We start from the raw sequence: 18,443 nt of genomic DNA on the forward strand, positions 1-18,443 counted from the left end.
TCCGTATCAAGCTTCTAAAGCTGCGACCTGACCATGTCCGCAAACACCTTCGCCAGCCGGGAAGGAGCCCGCTGCGGCGGGTAGGCCAGGTACATATCGACAGGAATGCGCGGAAAGAAGGGAAGTATGGCCAGCTTCTCGGCGAAAACATCGGCCACGTATTCATTGACGACGCCCACGCCATCGGTGCGCGTCGTCATCGAGCAGATGGTCGATGAATAGGTGGTCTCGATCTTGCCGGACGGCGCCACCTGATGCCTGGACATCAGTTCGTCCAGCGAAACGGCCAGCTCATCGTTGGCATTCAGCGACAACAACAGCATACCCTGCAAGTCGCGCACATGGATTCTTTTTTTGCCCGCCAGCGCGTGGCCGGGGCGGACGACGCATACGGCATCGCTTTGATGGATTCTTTCCTCGTCAAACGACGTGGCGCCGAAGGCGGCCGTGCTCAGCACCAGGTCGAACAAGCCATGCTGCAGGCCGTCGCGCAGGTAGTGGCTGCCCAGCGTTTGTATATTGACCTGTACGTCCGGATAGGCCAGGGAGAATTCGCTGATCGCCGCGGGCACCACGCCCAGGCCCAGCGACGGTGTGCAGGCGATGCGCAGCATGCCGCTGCCCGAGCGGCGCATGGCCTCGACGCGCGCTTCGATGCCTTCCAGGCCCAGGAAGTGGCGCTGTATGGTGTCGAACAACTCGTTGGCCTCGGCCGTGGGCCTCAGTCGGCCGTGCTGCATGTCGAACAGCGCGATGCCGGTGGCCGACTGGATCTGGCCGATCAGCCGGCTGACCGAGGGTTGCGTGGTATGCAGCATGCGCGCGGCACCGGTGGTCGTGCCCGTCAGCATGACGGCGCGGAAGGCTTCGATCTGGCGGAAGTTTAGGGGACGGCTCATGGGGGGGCTGGGTGGTGGCGGCAAGCCGGCCGCTGAAAAAAGCGACAATGGCGAGGAAAAGATAATGCTATATCAATTTTGCATAGGTGGTGGCCAAAATAGCATTTTCCCGAATTGGATGCCTTCTTTACACTTTTGTTGAATCCGGCGGCATGTTGGCCTGATGACGCAGCTTCTTTCCTTGAATAATCATAAAAGGCAATCCGATGAAATTATTCTCGACATGGGCCAAAGCGGCCAGCCAGGCAGTTCTTGCAGCTTCCATTTGCGCGGTGGCGCCGGTCTCCAACGCACAGGAAGACTATCCCTCCAAGCCGATCCGCATCGTGGTTCCCTTCTCGCCCGGGGGCAGCTCCGACATCCAGGGCCGTCTTATCGCCGATTATCTGGGCAAGCTCTACGGCAAATCCGTTGTCGTGGAAAACAGGCCTGGCGCCGGCGGCCACATAGGCGGCCGACTGGTGTCGGATTCCGGCGCCGACGGCTACACTTTGCTGCTGGGGTCGATCGGCCTGCACGCAACCTACGGCGTGTATCCCGCCCTGAACTACAAGCCCGGCGAAGACCTGAAGCCCATTACCATCGTGGCGCAGATGCCCCATGTGGTGGTGGCCACGCCCAGCCTGCCCGCCAATACGCTGGCCGAGCTGACCGCGCTGGCCAAGGCCAAGCCCGACTCGATTTATTTCGGCTCCGCGGGCGTCGGATCTTCGGTGCACATGATAGGCGAGCTCTACAAGATGGAATCGGGCGCGCCCATCACGCACATTCCCTACAAGGGCAGTTCGGCGGCCTTGAACGATCTTATGGGCGAGCAGATCCATCTGTTGTTCGAGAACATCCCGACGGTGATCTCGTATGTGCAAACGGGCAAGCTCAAGGCGCTGGCCATCACCGGCGACAAGCGCGCCCCCCAGCTTCCCGATGTTCCCACGGCCAAGGAGGCCGGATTGCCCGGCCTGGAAGTCATGTCCTTCACCACCCTTGTGGCCAGCAAGGACGTGCCCGACGCGTTGGTCGAGAAAATCAACAAAGACCTGCAGAAGGTCTATGCCAATCCGGAGTTCCGCAAGGGACTGGAGAACCTGGGCATGACCCCCGTTGGCAATTCGCCGTCCGAAGCCCGGGCCTATATCAATAAAGAGAAGGCCCGTTGGGACAAAGTCATCAACACCGCCAAGATTACCGTGGGTTCGTAAAGAGTATGACCGCAGCAACTTATCCATCTTGCCGCCGGTTCGGCGGCAAGGACAAGCATCACTTTTTTGGCTATTACAACAAGTCGACCTGGGACCGGGCCAACCGCCGGGTGCTGGCCCTTCAGGTTCCCGTGATGGACGCGCGCCTGACGCCGGAGCTCGAGGCCGAGGTCGGCTATTTCGATACGGCGCAGGGCGATGCCTTCCATGTCGTGGACAGGACCCGCGCCTGGAACTGGCAGATGGGCGCGCAGCTGCAATGGCTCGACGGCATCTCGGATTCCAGGATCATCTACAACGTGCGCAGCGACGACCCGGCCGCCGTCTATGCGGGATTCGGCAGCCGCATCCGCGACATCCACTCGGGCCAGATCCGCGAACTGCCCCTGCCGGTCTATGTGGTGGCGCCCAATGGCAAGTATGCGCTAAGCGTCGATTACCGTCGCCTCTATATTACCCACGAGACGATAGGCTATAGCGAACACGGCGGCCCGTTCAAGGTCGACCTGTGCCCCGCCGACGACGGCATCCGCATCATGGACCTGGACACGGGCGCGCACCGCATGCTGGTCAGCTACGATGCGCTCAAGCAGTTTCACCATCGGGCGTCGATGGACAAGGCGATTCATTGGGTCAGCCATATCGAGATCAATCCGGCGTCTTCGCGCATTCTTTTCCTGCACCGCTGGACCGAGCGGGTCGAAGATGAAACCTGCTTCCTGCACCGCCTGATCACCATCAATCCGGACGGCTCCGGCATGCGCTTGCTGGAATGCTCCGATCATCCGCTGCCGCAGCTGGCCGACGATTTCGATCCGGATTCGGTGGGCACCTTCGATTATGAGAAGTCGGAATACCAGATATCCCACCCGCTGTGGTGCGACGATGAACGCATCATCGTGTGGGGGCCGCACGCGGGCTCCATACACTACCATCTGTACGAAGATCGCGAGGGCGGGGCGGTACAGGTGGTAGGCGACGGGATACTGACCGAGAACGGGCACATGAGCTTTTCTCCCACCGACAAGCGCTGGCTGCTCAGCGACACTTATCCGGATTCGGCCACGCACGAGCGGATACTGTTCCTGTTCAATGTGGCGGACAAGCGCAAGATCGATCTGGGCAGCTTCTATGCCGATCCGGGCTTGAAGAAGGAAAACCGCTGCGACCTGCATCCCCGCTGGAACCGCGACGGAAGCCGTGTATGCATCGATTCGGTGCATGAGAACGAGCGGCAGATGTACGAGATCGACGTATCGGCGATTGTCGCCGGCTGATCCGCGGGAAGGCTCAGTTGCTGGAGGTGGGCGGGCGAGGGCTAGCCTTGCCGGGCGCTCAGCCGGTAAACCACCGTGTCCAGCCGGGTCAGCCCGCGCGCGGCGAACTTGGGTTCCTTGTCCAGGATGCCGCGCCTGTCGATGATTTCAGCATTCGAGTGTGCCGCATACAAGGACTGGACTTCGGCGTCGCCAAGCGAAAACGGCGGGCCGTCCATTTCTTCCTGCGGGTAGTCCAGCGTCAGCAGCAGGCCGCGGTACCGGCGGGAGAGTTGCCCGTACACATGGTCGACATAGCGGGCGCGCATGGGTTCCGGCAGGGCAACCAGGGCGGCGCGGTCGTAGGCAGCCGAACAGGCGGCCAGGGTGCCCGCGTCCAGTGCGAAGATATCGCCGCAGATGATTTCGATGTTTCCGGCGATATAGTGCGTTACGGCGCCGGATGCATGCGTGTCCGGCCGCAATCCGTTCTCGGAAAAGAACTGCTCCACCGCCAGGGGCGAGAGTTCCACGCCCAATACGGAATGGCCTTGTTCGGCCAGCCAGATCATATCCAGTGTTTTGCCGCACAAAGGCACCAATACCCGGCTGTCCGGCGGCAGCTCCAGGGCAGGCCAGTATTTTTGCAGCAAGGGAGTGATGCGGCTTTGATGGAAGTGGGTCTGGCCCTCGCGCCAGCGCTCCAGCCAGAAATCGGCTTTCATCTATGTGTATGGTCGGCTGGGATGCGGGAACGCATCAGTCGAAGCCCCGGCGCTTGGCGTTGATGGCGCGTTCGAGCGAGCTGATGTAGTTCTGCACCTGGATTTCGGTGGAGTTGTGTAGGTCGACGAATTTGCAGCCCACGTGGCGGCTTTCCTGTTCGAAAGGCAGGGCTTCGTTCATGAAGCGCATGACCTGCAGCTTGACGGACAGCGTGCCGGTGCCGGGCAGGTCGAGCTGGCATGAGGTATACAGGGTGCCGGCGGACGAACCCAGTTGCTGCTGGTTGTCGACCAGAGAGACGCCGCCGGTGCTGATGTCTTTGACTTGCAGCGAGATGGCGCCGGCGCCGCCGGGCAGGATAATGCGGCAGGTGGCCGGATCGGTGACGGGGACATCCAGGCGATAGGACTCGCGGCGCTGTATGCGCGTCACGGATTTGGGCAGGCTCAGTCGCAGCGCCGGGCGCTTGTCGTGTTCGCAAGGCTCGACTTCCTGCGACGAAAACAGGATGCGCGCGGATTCGAGCGTGATCTCGTAGGAAACGTCTTCGTTTTCGTGGAAGTGCTTGAATTCGCTTTCGGAGGAATCGTCCAGGATGATGGCATTGTTTTCAAGGTCGACGTCCAGAATGGTTGCCGAGACGGCGACCGCGCGTTGCTGGACATATATTTTCATCAGCGATTTTTTTTCTTCGACGGAACGCAAAAGCTTGGCGATTTCAAGCCGGGAGGCAACGACTTGGGCATCGTCTTCGGTTCTGGGGATTGCGTAGGTGGCGATGGACATGGACCGTGTGCACTCAGATAAGCGATGAACAGTTGGGTGAAGTGACGCTTGTTCCAAGTCTACCCCGTTTATTGTGCTTTTTCTATGACAATTACCCCTACTTGACGGCCTGTGGAAACTCTTTTTTTCGAAGGGCGCATCGGGCCGCTGCGAGGTCCCAGGCAGCGCATCCGACCGTCTTGAAAACAATGGGTTTTCCGGGCGGAACGCCCTGGCTCAATGCCGCGGAAAGGGATTCGACCCGGCTCCAATCGATGCCGGCCTGGATGAGATCGCCGGCCTCGTGGCGCGCGCCGGCCGGGTCGTCCACATACACCAGGCTGGCGCGCAGGGTATCGGGGCCGATTTCGGCCAGTTCGGGCTTGAATGCGCCGACGCCGATCAGCAGCCGCCCGGCACGGGCCGGCTCCGTATAAACCGGAATGGAGCTTGTGGTCAGTGTGATCACCACATCGGCCTCGGCGGGAACGGATCCGGCGGCTTCGAGCGCCAGGTCCAGATCCCGATGCGTTTTCACGAAGGCCCGGGCGCCGGCCGGGTCGCGGCCCACGACCACGGTGCGCACGCCGGGATGCAGCGCGGCCAGGGCCTGGGCATGGCCGGCCGATTGCGTGCCGCAGCCTATCAGCGCAACGCACCGGGGCGCAGCGGCCATGAAGCTGCGTATGCCCAGCATGGATACGGCGGCGGTGCGCCGCGCCGTCACGGTGGGGCCGTCCAGCACGGCAAGCGCCTGACCCGTGCGGCCGTCGTAGACGGACACCACGCCGTTGATGGTGGGCAGGCCCAGCGACTTGTTGCCGGGCGCCACGTTGACCAGCTTGTGTATGCCGATGTCCTGCGCCGTGGCGGGCATGGACAGCATCACCCCGCCTTGCGGAAACGGAACCACCTGCCGCTCGGGCGCGTGGATGCGGCCCGCCGCGTAATCGTCCGCCGCCACGGCCAGGGCGTCGACCATATCGTGAAAGTCGAGCAGCCCGGCGGTTTGCGCGGCATCGAAGACGGCCGGCGGCCGGACGGCATTGATGGCTGGCTGGATCATGGGCGGTCCTACTCCACCGCCTTGACCATGTCCTCGATGACTTTCTTGGCGTCGCCGAAGACCATCATGGTTTTGTCCATATAGAACAATTCATTGTCCAGGCCGGCGTAGCCCGCCGCCATCGAGCGCTTGTTGACGATGACGGTGCGCGCCTTGTAGGCCTCGAGGATGGGCATGCCCGCAATGGGCGACTGCGGGTCGTTCTTGGCGGCCGGGTTGACCACGTCGTTGGCGCCCAGCACCAGCACCACGTCGGTTTGCGCGAATTCGCTGTTGATGTCGTCCATCTCGAAAACCTGGTCGTAGGGCACTTCGGCCTCGGCCAGCAGGACGTTCATATGGCCGGGCATGCGGCCCGCCACCGGGTGGATGGCGTATTTGACGGTGACGCCCTTCTCGGTGAGCTTTTCGGCCAGCTCTTTAAGGGCGTGCTGAGCGCGCGCGACGGCCAGTCCGTAGCCGGGCACGATGGTGACCGATTCCGCATTGCCCATGAGGAAGGCGGCGTCGTCGGGACTGCCCGACTTGACGTTGCGCTGCACCTGGCCGCCGGCCGCCGCCGCGCCCGGCTCGGCGCCGAAGCCGCCCAGAATCACGTTGAAGAAAGACCGGTTCATGGCCTTGCACATGATGTAGGACAGGATGGCGCCGGACGAACCCACCAGCGAGCCCGCGATGATGAGCATGGGGTTGTTCAGCGAAAACCCGATGCCCGCCGCCGCCCAGCCCGAATAGCTGTTGAGCATGGACACCACCACCGGCATGTCGGCGCCGCCGATGGGAATGATGATGAGCACCCCCAGCACGAAGGCCAGGATGGTCATGACGATGAAGGGCAGCCAGGCCTGCGTGGCCATGAACCACAGGCCGCAGCCCAGCATGGCCAGGGCCAGCACCAGGTTGACCATGTGCTGGCCGGAAAACACCACGGGGGCGCCCTGGAACAGCCGGAACTTGTATTTGCCCGAAAGCTTGCCGAAGGCGATGACCGAACCGGAGAAGGTGATGGCGCCCACGAAGGTGCCGATGAAGAGCTCCAGGCGGTTGCCCACGGGAATGGGGGCTCCGGCCGCGGCGATGTTGAACGCATGGGGCTCGGCGACGACCGCCACGGCGATGGCGACAGCGGCCAGGCCGATCATGCTGTGCATGAAGGCGACCAGCTCGGGCATCTTGGTCATCTCGACGCGCTTGGCCATCAGCGTGCCCACGCTTCCGCCCACCAGCAGGCCCAGCAACACCCAGCCCAGGCCGATGCCGGCCGCGCCGTCGGCGGCCAGGCTGACGATGAGCGCGGCGGTGGTCAGCACGGCGATCGCCATGCCGACCATGCCGAACGCATTGCCGCGCCGCGAGGTGGTGGGATGCGACAGGCCCTTGAGTGCCTGGATGAAGCACACCGACGCAACAAGATAGAACAGCGTAACCAGATCGGTGGATATCATGCCTTGCCTCCCGGGCTTGGTTTTTTATCTTTTTTCTTGAACATTTCCAGCATGCGCCGGGTAACCAGGAAGCCGCCGAAGACATTGACGGCGGCCAGCGCCACGGCGAACACGCCCATGTAGCGCGCCAGGCTGCTTTCGGTCAGTGCGGCGGCCAGCATGGCGCCCACGATGACAATGGCCGAGATGGCGTTGGTGACCGCCATGAGCGGCGTATGCAGCGCGGGAGTCACGTTCCACACCACATGGAAACCGACGTAGACCGCCAGCACGAAAATAATGAAGTTGATCAGGGTAGGGCTGACTGCTTCCATCAGGCGCTCCTTAGGACCTTGCCGTCCTTGCACATCAGGCAGGCGGTAATGATTTCGTCTTCATCCTGTATGGCCAACCGGCCCTCGGGGCCCGTGACCAGTTTCATGAAGTCCAGGACATTGCGGGCGTAGAGCGCCGAGGCGTCATGCGGCACCAGCGCGGCGAGATTGCTGTAGCCGATCAGCGCGACCCCGTGTTTTTCCACGACCTTGTCCTTTTCGGACAGCGGGCAATTGCCGCCGCGCTCGACCGCCAGGTCGACGATGACGGATCCCGGTTTCATGCCCTGGACGGTTTCCGCGCTGATCAGCTCGGGCGCCGGGCGTCCGGGGATCAGCGCCGTGCTGATGACGATGTCGGCCTGCTTGCAGCGCTCGGCCACCAGGGCCGCCTGGCGCGCCATCCACGCGGCCGGCATGGGCCGCGCATAGCCACCCACGCCTTGGGCGACCTCGCGCTCTTCATCGGTTTCGAAGGGAACGTCGATGAACTTGGCGCCCAATGATTCGATCTGCTCTTTGGCGGCGGGACGGACGTCGGACGCCTCGACCACGGCGCCCAGGCGCTTGGCCGTGGCGATGGCCTGCAAGCCGGCGACGCCGGCGCCCAGCACCACGACGCGCGCGGCCTTGAGCGTGCCGGCCGCCGTCATCATCATGGGGAAGAGGCGACCGTACTGATTGGCCGCCAGCAGCACCGCCTTGTAGCCGGCCAGGTTGGCCTGGGAAGACAGCACGTCCAGGCTTTGCGCGCGCGTGATGCGCGGGGCGGCTTCCAGGGCGAAGGCGGTCAGGCCGGCCTGGGCCAGTTCGGCCAGGCCGGCGGCGTTGAAGGGATCGAGCATGCCGATGAGGACGGCTCCGGACTTCATGCGCGAGCGCTCTTGCGCATTGGGCGAACGTACCTTCAGGACGATGTCGGCGGCCAGCGCCTGCGCGTCGTTGGCCAGCTGGGCGCCCGCCTGGGCATAGGCGTCGTCGGGAAAATGGGCTCGCCCGCCGGCATCGTTCTGGACAATGACCGTATGCCCGGCCGCCACGTACTTCTTGACGGTCTCGGGCGTTGCGGCCACCCGCGTCTCGCCCTCCGCGCTTTCACGGGGAATTCCTATGATCATGTAGCTCCTCCACCACCGGGGTTATTTTTTGCTGGGGATTACTATACCCGAAGTCATCACAGTTATTTGCAATCCATGCGCCTGAAATCCTTTAGACTGGAAGCGCTGTCCGGTTTTACGAGGTGATACATGGGACTTTTGGATTCGATAGTTTCTGCCATGGGTGCGCAGAATCCGCAGGCTGCCGAACAGGCGGCGCTGCTTCCCGCTCTGGTCGAGCAGGTCAAGGCGTATCCGGGCGGCCTGCCCGGGCTGGTGGAGCGGTTTCAGCAGGGCGGCCTGGGCGAAGTCATCGCATCGTGGATAAGCACACAACAGAACCTGCCCGTTACGCCGGAACAGTTGCGCCCGGTCCTTGGCGAAGACCTTGTCGGCAGGCTGGCCCAAGGCTCGGGCCTGGACGCCGACTCGGTGCTGAACAACCTGAGCATCATGCTGCCCAGCCTGGTCGACCAACTGACGCCCGGCGGCCAGGCCGAGCAGGGTGCCGGCGCTTCGATGCTGGGTTCGCTGGCCGGCATGCTGGGCAAGCGCTAGGGCGCGTTCTCAGGCGGCGCGGCCCGTTTCCAGGAAGAGGCGCCGCCCGTCGAAGGCATCAGGCCTGGCTGGCGTCCAGGGCCTGGGCCAGGTCGGCCAGGATGTCGTCGATGTGTTCCAGCCCTATCGAGAGCCTGACCATGTCTTCGCCGACGCCGGCCGAAGCAAGCTCTTCGGGGCTCAATTGGCGGTGCGTTGTCGAGGCGGGATGGCAGGCCAGCGACTTGGCGTCGCCGATATTCACCAGCCGCAGGATGAGCCCGAGCGCGTCGATGAACTTTGCGCCCGCGGCGCTGCCGCCCTTGATGCCGAAAGACAGGATGCTGGCCGGCTTGCCGCCCAGGTATTTTTTGGCAAGCGCATGTTCAGGGTGATCCGGCAAGCCGGCGTACTGCACCCATGACACGTGCGCGTGCTGCTTCAGGTACTGGGCGACCTTCAGGGCGTTCTCGGTGTGGCGTTCCATGCGCAGGGGCAGGGTTTCGATGCCTTGCAGCACCAGGAAGGCATTGAAGGGCGACAGGGCCGCCCCGGTGTTGCGCAACGGCACGACGCGGCAGCGTCCGATGAAGGCGGCGGGACCGAATGCCTCGGTATAGACCACGCCGTGATACGACGGATCCGGTTCGTTGAGCATGGGGAAGCGCTGCTTGTGCTCGGCCCACGGGAACTTGCCGGAATCGACGATGGCGCCGGCGATGGTCGTGCCATGTCCGCCCATGTATTTAGTCAATGCGTGAACGATGATGTCGGCGCCGTGCTCGAAAGGCCGGCATAGCGCGGGCGAAGCCACTGTATTATCTACAATGAGCGGTACGCCATGGCGGTGGGCGGCATCCGCGATCGCCTGGATGTCCACCACGTTGCCCGCCGGGTTGCCTATGGTTTCGCAGAATACGGCTTTGGTGTTTTCGTCGATCAGTGCTTCCAGGGCGGCCACGTCGTCGTGCGGGGCGAACTTTACCGTGATGCCCTGGCGTGGGAAAGTATGTGCGAAAAGGTTGTAGGTGCCGCCGTACAGCTTGGCGACCGACACGATGTTGTCGCCGGCCTGCGCGATGGCCTGGATGGCGTACGTTACGGCGGCCATGCCCGACGCGACGGCCAGGGCCGCGATGCCGCCCTCCAGGGCGGCGACGCGTTCTTCGAGCACGGCATTGGTCGGGTTCATGATGCGGGTATAAATATTGCCGGGCACCTTCAGGTCGAACAGGTCCGCGCCATGCTGGGTGCTGTCGAACGCATAGGACGTGGTCTGGTAGATGGGCACCGCCACGGATTTGGTGGTGGGGTCGGGCTGGTAGCCCGCATGGATGGCCAATGTCTCGAATTTCATATGTGTCGCCGTGTAAGTTGTTTTAAGGGGTGGGAATAGGAAAGGCGTCGATCGGGGCGGGCAGATTCGCCGCCGTCGGGCATTTGCCCGATTTCATCTGTGGGCATAGTAATAAAATGTCGACACGTATGCCACCCTTTACGTTTTGTAAGCCCGGTGCGTCCGGCAGCCCGGCTTGCCTGAACATCATGAGCGACTTGGGTTAGCATTCTACGTATCGCCGTGAGCCGCACGGGGGCTCTTCCGTGGTTTTTGAGGCCGTAAATGAAAGTTTGGTTGAAACGGGTACTGATCAGTCTCGTGGTCGTGGTTATTGTTGCGCTGGTGGGCATCGCCATTTTTCTCCTGACGTTCGATCCGAACGCGTATAAAAGCAAGCTCGAGGAAATTGTCTACAACCGCTACCAGCGCACCCTGGCCATCAATGGCGATATTCAGCTATCGCTCTTTCCACGCATAGGCTTGTCCGTCCAGGATGTCTCGCTATCGAACAGGAATAGCACGGAGGCGTTCGCGTCCATAGACAGCGCCCGTTTCGCGGTCGCGATCTGGCCCTTGATGTTCAATCGCCTGGTTGTGGACCATGTTGCGGTAACGGGGTTCAAGGCCTGGATAACGCGCGACGGCGATGGCAACTACAATTTTCACGATCTGATGCAGCGCTCCGCGGTGCTGGGATCGATGGGGCCCGTGCTTGCCGTGCCTACGCTGCCCATGGCCGAGGCGCATGCGGAAGGCCAGTCCGCCCTGGCCGCGCCGGCGGCCTATAGCGTAGGCGCCGCCGCGGGCGCCGATTTCCAGATAGATATAGCGGGCCTGGACTTGAAGAACGGGGAAATCCACCTGTACGACCAAGTCACGGGCGCGGTCGGGCGCGTTGTGAAGCTTGACGTCAACACCGGACGCATGACATTCAACCAGGCGTTCGACGTCGCCTTGAAGGGCAAGCTCATCGGTGAATTTCCGGCGGCCGATGCCAACGTCGATGGCCAGGCGCTCATCAAATTCAATCCCGAACAGCAGACCTATTCCGCCCAGAAGCTGAATCTCGTGGTGGCCGGCAAGCTGGGTCCCTTGCAGGCCAAGGCGGTCACCTTGCGGGGCAACCTGGCCTATAGCGCCTATTCTGAAATGTTCAGCGCCAGCGGCGTCGAGCTCGTGATGCAGGGCGACGTCGACGGGCCCAATCCCATCAAGGGCCTGGATAGTAGCCTGACCGTGCCGCAGCTGAAAGTGGATCGCAGCCAGGCCGAGCTCCAGGTCGAGAAGCTGGCCTACCGCGCCAGGGGCAATCAGGTCGGCCAATCTTTCGATATCGCCTTCGACGCGCCGCGCCTGGCCATTTCGCCCGATGCCGCGAAAGGAGAGCCGGTATCGGGCACCATCAAATTCAGCGGCAAGGATAGTACGCTGGGTGTCGCGCTGGGCATGAGCGGCCTGGGGGGCGACGCGCGCAAGCTGACATTGAAGGAACTGAAGATCGATGGCGGCCTCAAAGAGGGCGACCGGCTGGTGCAGCTGAAAATGACCTCGCCCGCCAATTGGGACGTCTTCGAGGAAAAAGGCGGTTTATCCGCCATGAAGGGCGATATCCGGATCGAAGACGCCGCTCTTCCCGGAGGCAGCTTCGAATTCCCGTTCATCGGCAGCATGCAGGCCGACCTGGTTCAGGATGAGCTAATCAGCGAGATCAACGCGGTGCTCAGCGGCAGCAAGCTGGATTTCAAGGTCAAGGCGACCCAGCTCAAGAGCCCCAAGGTAAAGTTCGGGCTGGCCGCCGACAAACTCGATTTCAATACCTTGTTTCCGCCGGTGGCGCCCAAGGAAGCGCCCGCAAAGACGGCCAAAGAGGGTAGCGATACGCCCGCCGAGGCCGCGCCGGCCCCGGCGCCCAAGCCTGCTGCGCCGGCCGCTTCCCCCGCGCTGGATCTGTCCTTCCTCAATTCCGTCGACCTCACCGGCGACATCGCCATCGGAAGCCTCAAGGTCCAGGACGTCAAGGCCGACAAGTTCGCCGCGTCGCTGCGGGCGGCCGAAGGCAAGCTTTCCATCGATGGCATCAAGGCGGACCTCTACGGAGGCAAGCTGGCCGGTACGCTGAAAGCCGATTCCGCCAACTCGGTGGCGCTGGACATGGCGCTGGAGAAGGTTGCGCTGGAGCCGCTGCTGCGCGACGTCGCGCAAGAGGGGCGCCTGCTTGGGCAGGGCTCGATCAAGCTCAAGCTGAGCAGCCAGGGCCAGACGATGGCTGCGCTGGAGGCCGGCCTGACCGGAGCGGTTCAGGCAAGGGTTCGCGACGGCGCCATCAGGGGCATCAACGTGGCGCAGACCCTGCGCGAAGCCAACGAGGTCGTGCGCAATGTCTTCAGCGGCCAGTTGCCCGACGTCGCCACGCAGTTCGATACGGGCCGTCAGACCGACTTCACTTCGCTGGATGCGGACATCGACTTCGATCACGGCCAGGGAACCGTCCGGAAATTGAACCTTGCGGCGCCCTTGCTGCGCATCTCGCAAGGGACGCCGGCGTCGGTGGATCTGGTCAACGACCAGCTGGACCTGGTGATGAACGTGCGGGTGGTGAACACCAAGACCGGGCAAGATGGAAAAGAGCTATCCGAACTGCAAGGGGTGGCCGTTCCCATCCGGGTTTCGGGGCCTTTCGACAAGCTGGGCTACCAGGTGCAATGGAAAGAGATCGGCAGCAAAGCGGTCAAGGAGGCCGTGAAGGGCGGCCTTATCGACATGCTGTCCAATCAGGTCGGCAAGCCGGGCGAGGGCGCGGCGCCGCCCAATGCTCCACAGGCGCCGCCCAAGAAACCGGTCGACCCCGTCAAGAGCATAGGCGAGGCATTAAAAGGATTACTCGGACAATGACGACACCGCTCTATTTTCCCATCGCCGCCTGCGGCGGACTCGGCAACCCCGACGCGGCGCCCTACGACAAGCGCTGGCTGGTCATCGATGAAGCCGGCGCATGGCTGACGCCCAGCCATTGTGAAAAGCTGGGCGAAATCAAAGTCGAGGTCAGCCTGGGGTATCTGGTCATGAAAGCGCCCGGCATGCTGCGCCTTGACATACCGCTGGATGTGATCGAGGACGACGACAGCGTGCGGCGGCAGGCCGCCATCGGCAGCCAGCATATCGACGTGATCGACGAGGGCGAGCTGGCCGCCGCATGGTTTTCCAGGTTTCTGGGACAGCCCTGCCGCCTGGTGAAGATACATCCGGACGCGGGCCGGGTGCTTTGGCCCGAGCTTTGACCGCGCAAGAGGCGGTTGCCCCGCCTGGCATTCAGCCCGTCATTCAGCGGCGGCTGTAAGCTGCCGGTATTTGGCCAGCAGGGCATCCTGGTCTTCCGGATGGTCCAGGTCGAACACGATGCACTCGACCGGACAGACCACCTGGCATTGGGGCTCGTCGAAATGCCCCACGCACTCGGTGCACCGGGAAGGTTCGATTTCGTAGATTTCCGCGCCCATCGAGATTGCGTTATTGGGGCATTGCGGCTCGCAGACATCGCAATTGATGCATTCGTCGGTAATGCGCAGCGCCATGATTATTCCTGCAAAGACAAACTGATCCATAAACAGGCCGCCCCGCAAGGACAGGCCTTTTCAGCAGTGTAAGGCGGTTTGCCCGGCGGCAGGCGATTACCCCTGCTTGCCTTGTTCCTGCTGGTCGCGGCGCTCTTTGGCCTTGCTGTGCAGCCATCGTTCGACCGAGGGGAAGACGAACTTGCTGACGTCGCCGCCCAGAATGGCGATCTCGCGGACGATGGTGCCGGAAATGAACTGATATTGGTCCGAAGGCGTCATGAACAGGGTTTCGACCTCGGGGAGCAAATGGCGGTTCATGCCGGCCATCTGGAATTCGTATTCGAAGTCGGAAACCGCGCGCAGGCCGCGGACGATGACGCGGCCATTCTGTTCGCGCACGAAATCCTTGAGCAGGCCCGCAAAGCTCTTGACTTCGACGTTGGGGTAGTGGCCCAGCACCTCTTGCGCGATTTCGACCCGTTCTTCCACGGAAAAAAACGGCTTCTTGGCCTGGCTGTGGGCCACGCCCACGACGACATGGTCAAACAGGCCGGCAGCGCGACGCACCAGGTCTTCGTGACCGCGGGTCAGGGGGTCGAACGTTCCGGGGTAGACTGCAGTAATCATGCAAATTCCGAGTTTTGAAAAATGGGTGTGCGCCGGGATGGCGGGGCCGGAAGGCAAACACCCGGCCAATGAATCAGGTCTGTATTTTTCAGCTTATTGCGGGATTATTGTCTGTTTTTTGCGTTGCAGCAAATCGAAGCAGATGGAAGTGCACCTGCCCCGCCCGGGACTGGCGCAGAAGCTGGAAGCCGGCGGGCGGCGCCAGCGGCGTCCCGGCTTCAATATACAGCAAGCCATCGGGCCTGAGAACATCGGGAAGCCGCGGGTAGACGCGGTCCAGCCATCCCTGGTCGAAGGGCGGATCCAGCATGATCAGGTCGAAGGAGGCGCGATCCAGCCGGTCCAGCACCGCCAGGGCATCGCCCGCATGGATGCGCACGTTTTCCGCCTTCAGGCGGCCTCGCAGGGCTCGCAATGCGGCGATCGCCGACGGGTTGACCTCGACCATCTGGACATGCGCGACGCCGCGTGAGGCCGCCTCGAATCCCAGCGCGCCCGTTCCCGCGAACAGATCCAGTATCTGCTTGTCGGCATAGTCGCCGCCCCAGAAATGATGCAGCCAGTTGAACAGCGTTTCGCGCACGCGATCGGGGGTCGGGCGCAGCCCGGCCGCCTCCACCACGGGAATGGGCGTCTTGCGGTAATCACCGCCTACAATACGTACTACATGCTTCTTCATGCGTGGCCAGGGATCGTCGGGGTTTGGATTAAAACTATTCAGGTAGTGTAAAACGTATGTTCAGTATTTTTAAAAGAAAGAAGCCGGGTCCCGCTGAAGGCGCTGGGCAGGGGCCGGCACAGGGCGCGGATGCCGGGCTGGACGCGCCGCGGGACACCTCGCCGGACGCGATCCCGCCACCGGCGGACGAAGCCGCGTCGGCCGAGGCTGCGCCACTCTCGTCCGATGCCGCCGGAAACGAGCCGGCTGGCCGCGATCCCGAGCCCGAGTCGACTGCGGTGCCCAGCGCCGTTCCCGTCTCCGAGACCTCCGTCCCCGCTCCCGTCGTGCCGACGCCAGAGCCGGCTCAGGCCGCCGAACTTCGGCCCGAGCCGGAAGCCGAACCCCCGGCGCCTGAATCGCCGCCGACCGTCATGCCGGCGCTCGCGCCAGCCGCCGGGAAGTCATCCTGGCTGACACGCTTGAAGAAAGGCCTGTCGCGCACGGGGCAGAGCATCGGCGGCCTTTTCGTCGGCGTCAAGGTCGATGAAGACCTTTTCGAGGAGCTTGAAACGGCCCTCATCATGGCGGACGCGGGCGTGGAAGCCACCCAGAAGCTGTTGACGGCCTTGCGCGCCCATGTGCGAAAAGAACGTCTGGACGATGCCGCGGCGGTCAAGGCGGCGCTGTGCGACATATTGACCGATCACCTGGCGCCGCTGGAGAAGGCCTTTCCCCTGGGGCAGGCCCAGCCTTTGGTCGTGATGATCGCGGGCGTGAACGGGGCGGGCAAGACGACATCCATCGGCAAGCTGGCCAATCATTTTCAGGCCCGGGGCGCCAAGGTCCTGCTGGCGGCGGGCGATACCTTCCGGGCGGCGGCCCGCGAGCAGTTGATGGAATGGGGCGCGCGCAACAACGTGACCGTCATTGCGCAGGACGGCGGCGATCCCGCGGCGGTCGCCTTCGACGCGGTGAACGCGGGCAGGGCGCGCGATGCCGGCGTCGTCATGATAGACACCGCCGGCCGCCTGCCGACGCAATTGCACCTGATGGAAGAGCTCAGGAAGATCAAGCGGGTCATCGGCAAGGCCGATGGCGCGGCGCCCCACGAAGTACTGCTGGTCATCGACGGCAACACGGGGCAGAACGCCATTGCCCAGATACGGGCCTTCGACGCCGCCATCACCCTGACCGGCCTGGTCGTGACCAAGCTGGACGGCACGGCCAAGGGCGGAACCCTGGCCGCGGTCGCCGCGGGCAGCCAGGGCGTGCGGCCGGTGCCGGTGTATTGGATAGGGGTGGGCGAAGGCCTGAACGACCTGCAGCCCTTCGTGGCCCGCGAGTTCGCGTCGGCCCTGCTGGGCGATTAGCGCGCCTTCAGCGGGCCGGCCTTGGCCAGTTGCTTGAAGGCGGCCTGCGCTTCCGTCTGCTTGTGTTCCTGGGCGGCCTTGAGCCAGCCCAGCGCAAACAGCGCGTTGGGCTGCGAGGCCGCCAGGGGCGCGTAGTGCGCCTGGGCCACGTACAAATCGTTCAGTTCGCCCAGCGTTTCCTGCGCCAGCGCCAGCGCGCTGCGGATCGCAAGCAGTCGTTTGCCCTTCATCAGGCTGGCTGAAAAATCCAGGCTGTAGCGCAGGCGCTTCACGTCTTTGCGCAAGTCGTGCTGCGCTTCGGCCGGCAATTGCCGAAAGTGTTCGCCGGCGTCGCAAGCCTGTCTCAGCCATTTGTTCAACCGGCTGGAAAGCTGCTTGCCGGGCGAGCGGACATGTTTGGGACGGGCCCGTGCGCCGCTCTCGGCGCCGCATTCGAGCAGGCGCTCGAGCAGGTCCAGCAGGAATGACTGGAACGGGCTGCTGGCCGCCAGCGCGCGCATGTCCTGGGCAGCCTTCTTGCTGTGCGTCGCCGCGGTTTCGGGCAGCGCGGGCATGCCCGCCTTGGCCAGGCGCGGCGCAATGGACAGCTGGACGACATCGTGGTCGCGCGTCTGGCCCAGCAGGGAAAAGTAGCGGCGCAGTTCGTCCAGCGGCAAGGCCTCGTCCAGCCGCAGCCACTTGCCGAAGAATTTCCAGCATGAGCGCAAGCGCCGCATGCCCACGCGCAACTGATGCACGTAAGCCACGCGCAGGTCGGGCCCGGCGCGAGGGCGGCTGTCAACGCCGGCCAGGAAGGCGGCATTGCGAATGATCTGGTTCAGGCATTCATTGGCGCATCGTTGGTAGGCCTGCTCCACGCTGGCCGACGGGTCCAGTGTGACGGGCTCCGCTCGCCGCGCTTTCAGCAATTGGGCCAGCACCGGCTCTGGAAGCTGTCTCGATGCCTTGGGCGGGATGGCGTCGCGGAAGGTCCGGACGGCCTGGGCCAGGGCGTCGCCGCGCTCGGCCTTGCTGCGCAGGTCGATGAGCAAACCGTGCTTGTTCAGCCATTCGCGGCCCAGCATGAACAGATTGGCGGTGTCGCCCGATATCTGTTCCAGTTCCAGTTCGTGCACCGCAAGCCGCAGGCCGCCTGCCTTGATCCATCCCCGGTCATAGGCCAGTTCGATGATGCCCTGGCCGGTATCGTGCCGAACCGCCAGCCGGCTGATCTGGGTTTCGTAGCGCAGCGCCAGCGTATCGTTCCAGGGAGCCAGCAGGGGCTCCAGGGGCGTGTCGCGATACACGGACAAATCCAGCTCGGGGCCGGGGCGTTCGTGGTTGGTTTCAATGCGTGACAGCTCATCCGGGCCGGGCGCTTTGATGGTTTGCACCCAGCGGTCCCCCTCCTGGCGCAGGCGCAGGGCGACGCCCGCCATGGCCAGGTCGCGGTTTTCGGTGTCGAAATAGCAGGCATGCAGGGCGATCCCGGTGGCGCCCAGTCGTTTTAATTCTTCCTCCACGCGCGCCTGGCCGGCTGCGGGCACATGGAGTTTGAGTTCGCGTTCAAGCATCGGGAGCCCCAGATAGACTGGGCGCATGATACCCG

Annotated in this window: 18 protein-coding genes; 6 read left to right on the plus strand and 12 right to left on the minus strand. The window is 63.3% G+C overall.

Annotated features, from left to right (window positions below):
* Positions 1-14: 14 nt before the first annotated feature.
* Positions 15-899, minus strand: a complete 885-nt coding sequence (locus OEG81_RS03265) for a LysR substrate-binding domain-containing protein (RefSeq protein WP_264131303.1) — start codon at positions 897-899, stop codon at positions 15-17.
* 206 nt (positions 900-1,105) lie between these two features.
* Between OEG81_RS03265 and OEG81_RS03270 the strand changes: the two genes are divergently transcribed.
* Together OEG81_RS03270 and OEG81_RS03275 are read left to right on the plus strand one after the other, a co-directional pair.
* Positions 1,106-2,098 carry a Bug family tripartite tricarboxylate transporter substrate binding protein gene (locus tag OEG81_RS03270; RefSeq protein WP_264131304.1) on the plus strand — a complete coding sequence of 331 codons (993 nt, stop codon included), beginning with the start codon at positions 1,106-1,108 and terminating at the stop codon, positions 2,096-2,098.
* 5 nt (positions 2,099-2,103) lie between these two features.
* The gene (locus OEG81_RS03275; RefSeq protein WP_264131305.1) at positions 2,104-3,375 is read left to right on the plus strand and encodes a hypothetical protein; all 1,272 of its coding nucleotides are present in this window, start codon (positions 2,104-2,106) and stop codon (positions 3,373-3,375) included.
* A 41-nt stretch (positions 3,376-3,416) separates the two neighbouring features.
* On the opposite strand, the gene OEG81_RS03280 is transcribed toward OEG81_RS03275, so the two are convergent.
* The 6 genes from OEG81_RS03280 to OEG81_RS03305 all read right to left on the minus strand — a co-directional run bounded on the left by OEG81_RS03280 (position 3,417) and on the right by OEG81_RS03305 (position 8,788).
* Positions 3,417-4,079, minus strand: coding sequence for a thiopurine S-methyltransferase (locus tag OEG81_RS03280; RefSeq protein WP_264131306.1), 663 nt, complete (start codon positions 4,077-4,079; stop codon positions 3,417-3,419).
* A 34-nt stretch (positions 4,080-4,113) separates the two neighbouring features.
* Complete coding sequence (locus OEG81_RS03285; protein WP_264131307.1) at positions 4,114-4,866, minus strand: flagellar brake protein; 753 nt, start codon at positions 4,864-4,866, stop codon at positions 4,114-4,116.
* Positions 4,867-4,963: 97 nt separating this feature from the next.
* Positions 4,964-5,911, minus strand: coding sequence for a bifunctional Delta(1)-pyrroline-2-carboxylate/Delta(1)-piperideine-2-carboxylate reductase (gene lhpI, locus OEG81_RS03290; protein ID WP_264131308.1), 948 nt, complete (start codon positions 5,909-5,911; stop codon positions 4,964-4,966).
* Between the two features lie 8 nt (positions 5,912-5,919).
* On the minus strand, positions 5,920-7,356 hold the full coding sequence (locus tag OEG81_RS03295) for an NAD(P)(+) transhydrogenase (Re/Si-specific) subunit beta (RefSeq protein WP_264131309.1): 1,437 nt from the start codon (positions 7,354-7,356) through the stop codon (positions 5,920-5,922).
* On the minus strand, positions 7,353-7,670 hold the full coding sequence (locus OEG81_RS03300; protein WP_264131310.1) for an NAD(P) transhydrogenase subunit alpha: 318 nt from the start codon (positions 7,668-7,670) through the stop codon (positions 7,353-7,355). The genes OEG81_RS03295 and OEG81_RS03300 overlap by 4 nt, the downstream gene beginning before the upstream one ends.
* Positions 7,670-8,788, minus strand: a complete 1,119-nt coding sequence (locus tag OEG81_RS03305) for a Re/Si-specific NAD(P)(+) transhydrogenase subunit alpha (protein WP_264131311.1) — start codon at positions 8,786-8,788, stop codon at positions 7,670-7,672. Before OEG81_RS03305 ends, OEG81_RS03300 begins: the two co-directional genes overlap by 1 nt.
* Before the next feature lie 159 nt (positions 8,789-8,947).
* Here OEG81_RS03305 and OEG81_RS03310 point away from each other — a divergent pair, with 159 nt between their 5' ends.
* Positions 8,948-9,325 (plus strand): YidB family protein, encoded by a 378-nt coding sequence (locus OEG81_RS03310; RefSeq protein WP_264131312.1) that lies wholly within the window; start codon positions 8,948-8,950, stop codon positions 9,323-9,325.
* A 58-nt stretch (positions 9,326-9,383) separates the two neighbouring features.
* On the opposite strand, the gene OEG81_RS03315 is transcribed toward OEG81_RS03310, so the two are convergent.
* Positions 9,384-10,661, minus strand: coding sequence for a bifunctional O-acetylhomoserine aminocarboxypropyltransferase/cysteine synthase (locus OEG81_RS03315; RefSeq protein ID WP_264131313.1), 1,278 nt, complete (start codon positions 10,659-10,661; stop codon positions 9,384-9,386).
* A gap of 264 nt (positions 10,662-10,925) precedes the next feature.
* Between OEG81_RS03315 and OEG81_RS03320 the strand changes: the two genes are divergently transcribed.
* Entirely contained in the window at positions 10,926-13,535 is a 2,610-nt protein-coding gene (locus OEG81_RS03320) for an AsmA family protein (RefSeq protein ID WP_264131314.1), read from the plus strand.
* Positions 13,532-13,921 carry an MOSC domain-containing protein gene (locus OEG81_RS03325; protein WP_264131315.1) on the plus strand — a complete coding sequence of 130 codons (390 nt, stop codon included), beginning with the start codon at positions 13,532-13,534 and terminating at the stop codon, positions 13,919-13,921. The genes OEG81_RS03320 and OEG81_RS03325 overlap by 4 nt, the downstream gene beginning before the upstream one ends.
* Positions 13,922-13,960: 39 nt before the next feature.
* Here the strand turns inward: OEG81_RS03325 and OEG81_RS03330 are convergent, their stop codons facing one another.
* The 3 genes from OEG81_RS03330 to OEG81_RS03340 all read right to left on the minus strand — a co-directional run bounded on the left by OEG81_RS03330 (position 13,961) and on the right by OEG81_RS03340 (position 15,503).
* Positions 13,961-14,215, minus strand: coding sequence for a YfhL family 4Fe-4S dicluster ferredoxin (locus tag OEG81_RS03330; protein WP_264131316.1), 255 nt, complete (start codon positions 14,213-14,215; stop codon positions 13,961-13,963).
* 96 nt (positions 14,216-14,311) lie between these two features.
* A complete protein-coding gene (gene coaD / locus OEG81_RS03335) occupies positions 14,312-14,824 on the minus strand; it encodes a pantetheine-phosphate adenylyltransferase (protein ID WP_264131317.1) in 513 nt (170 codons plus the stop codon).
* A gap of 88 nt (positions 14,825-14,912) precedes the next feature.
* The gene (locus OEG81_RS03340; RefSeq protein ID WP_264131318.1) at positions 14,913-15,503 is read right to left on the minus strand and encodes an RsmD family RNA methyltransferase; all 591 of its coding nucleotides are present in this window, start codon (positions 15,501-15,503) and stop codon (positions 14,913-14,915) included.
* A gap of 56 nt (positions 15,504-15,559) precedes the next feature.
* Here OEG81_RS03340 and ftsY point away from each other — a divergent pair, with 56 nt between their 5' ends.
* A complete protein-coding gene (gene ftsY / locus OEG81_RS03345) occupies positions 15,560-16,855 on the plus strand; it encodes a signal recognition particle-docking protein FtsY (RefSeq protein WP_264131319.1) in 1,296 nt (431 codons plus the stop codon).
* Here the strand turns inward: ftsY and OEG81_RS03350 are convergent.
* Positions 16,852-18,435: a CYTH and CHAD domain-containing protein gene (locus OEG81_RS03350; protein WP_264131320.1), complete on the minus strand. Its 1,584-nt coding sequence runs from the start codon at positions 18,433-18,435 to the stop codon at positions 16,852-16,854. The genes ftsY and OEG81_RS03350 overlap by 4 nt on opposite strands.
* Between the last annotated feature and the right edge of the window lie 8 nt (positions 18,436-18,443).

Origin of the sequence: Pollutimonas sp. M17 (genome assembly GCF_025836975.1) — a bacterium.
Lineage (GTDB): Bacteria > Pseudomonadota > Gammaproteobacteria > Burkholderiales > Burkholderiaceae_B.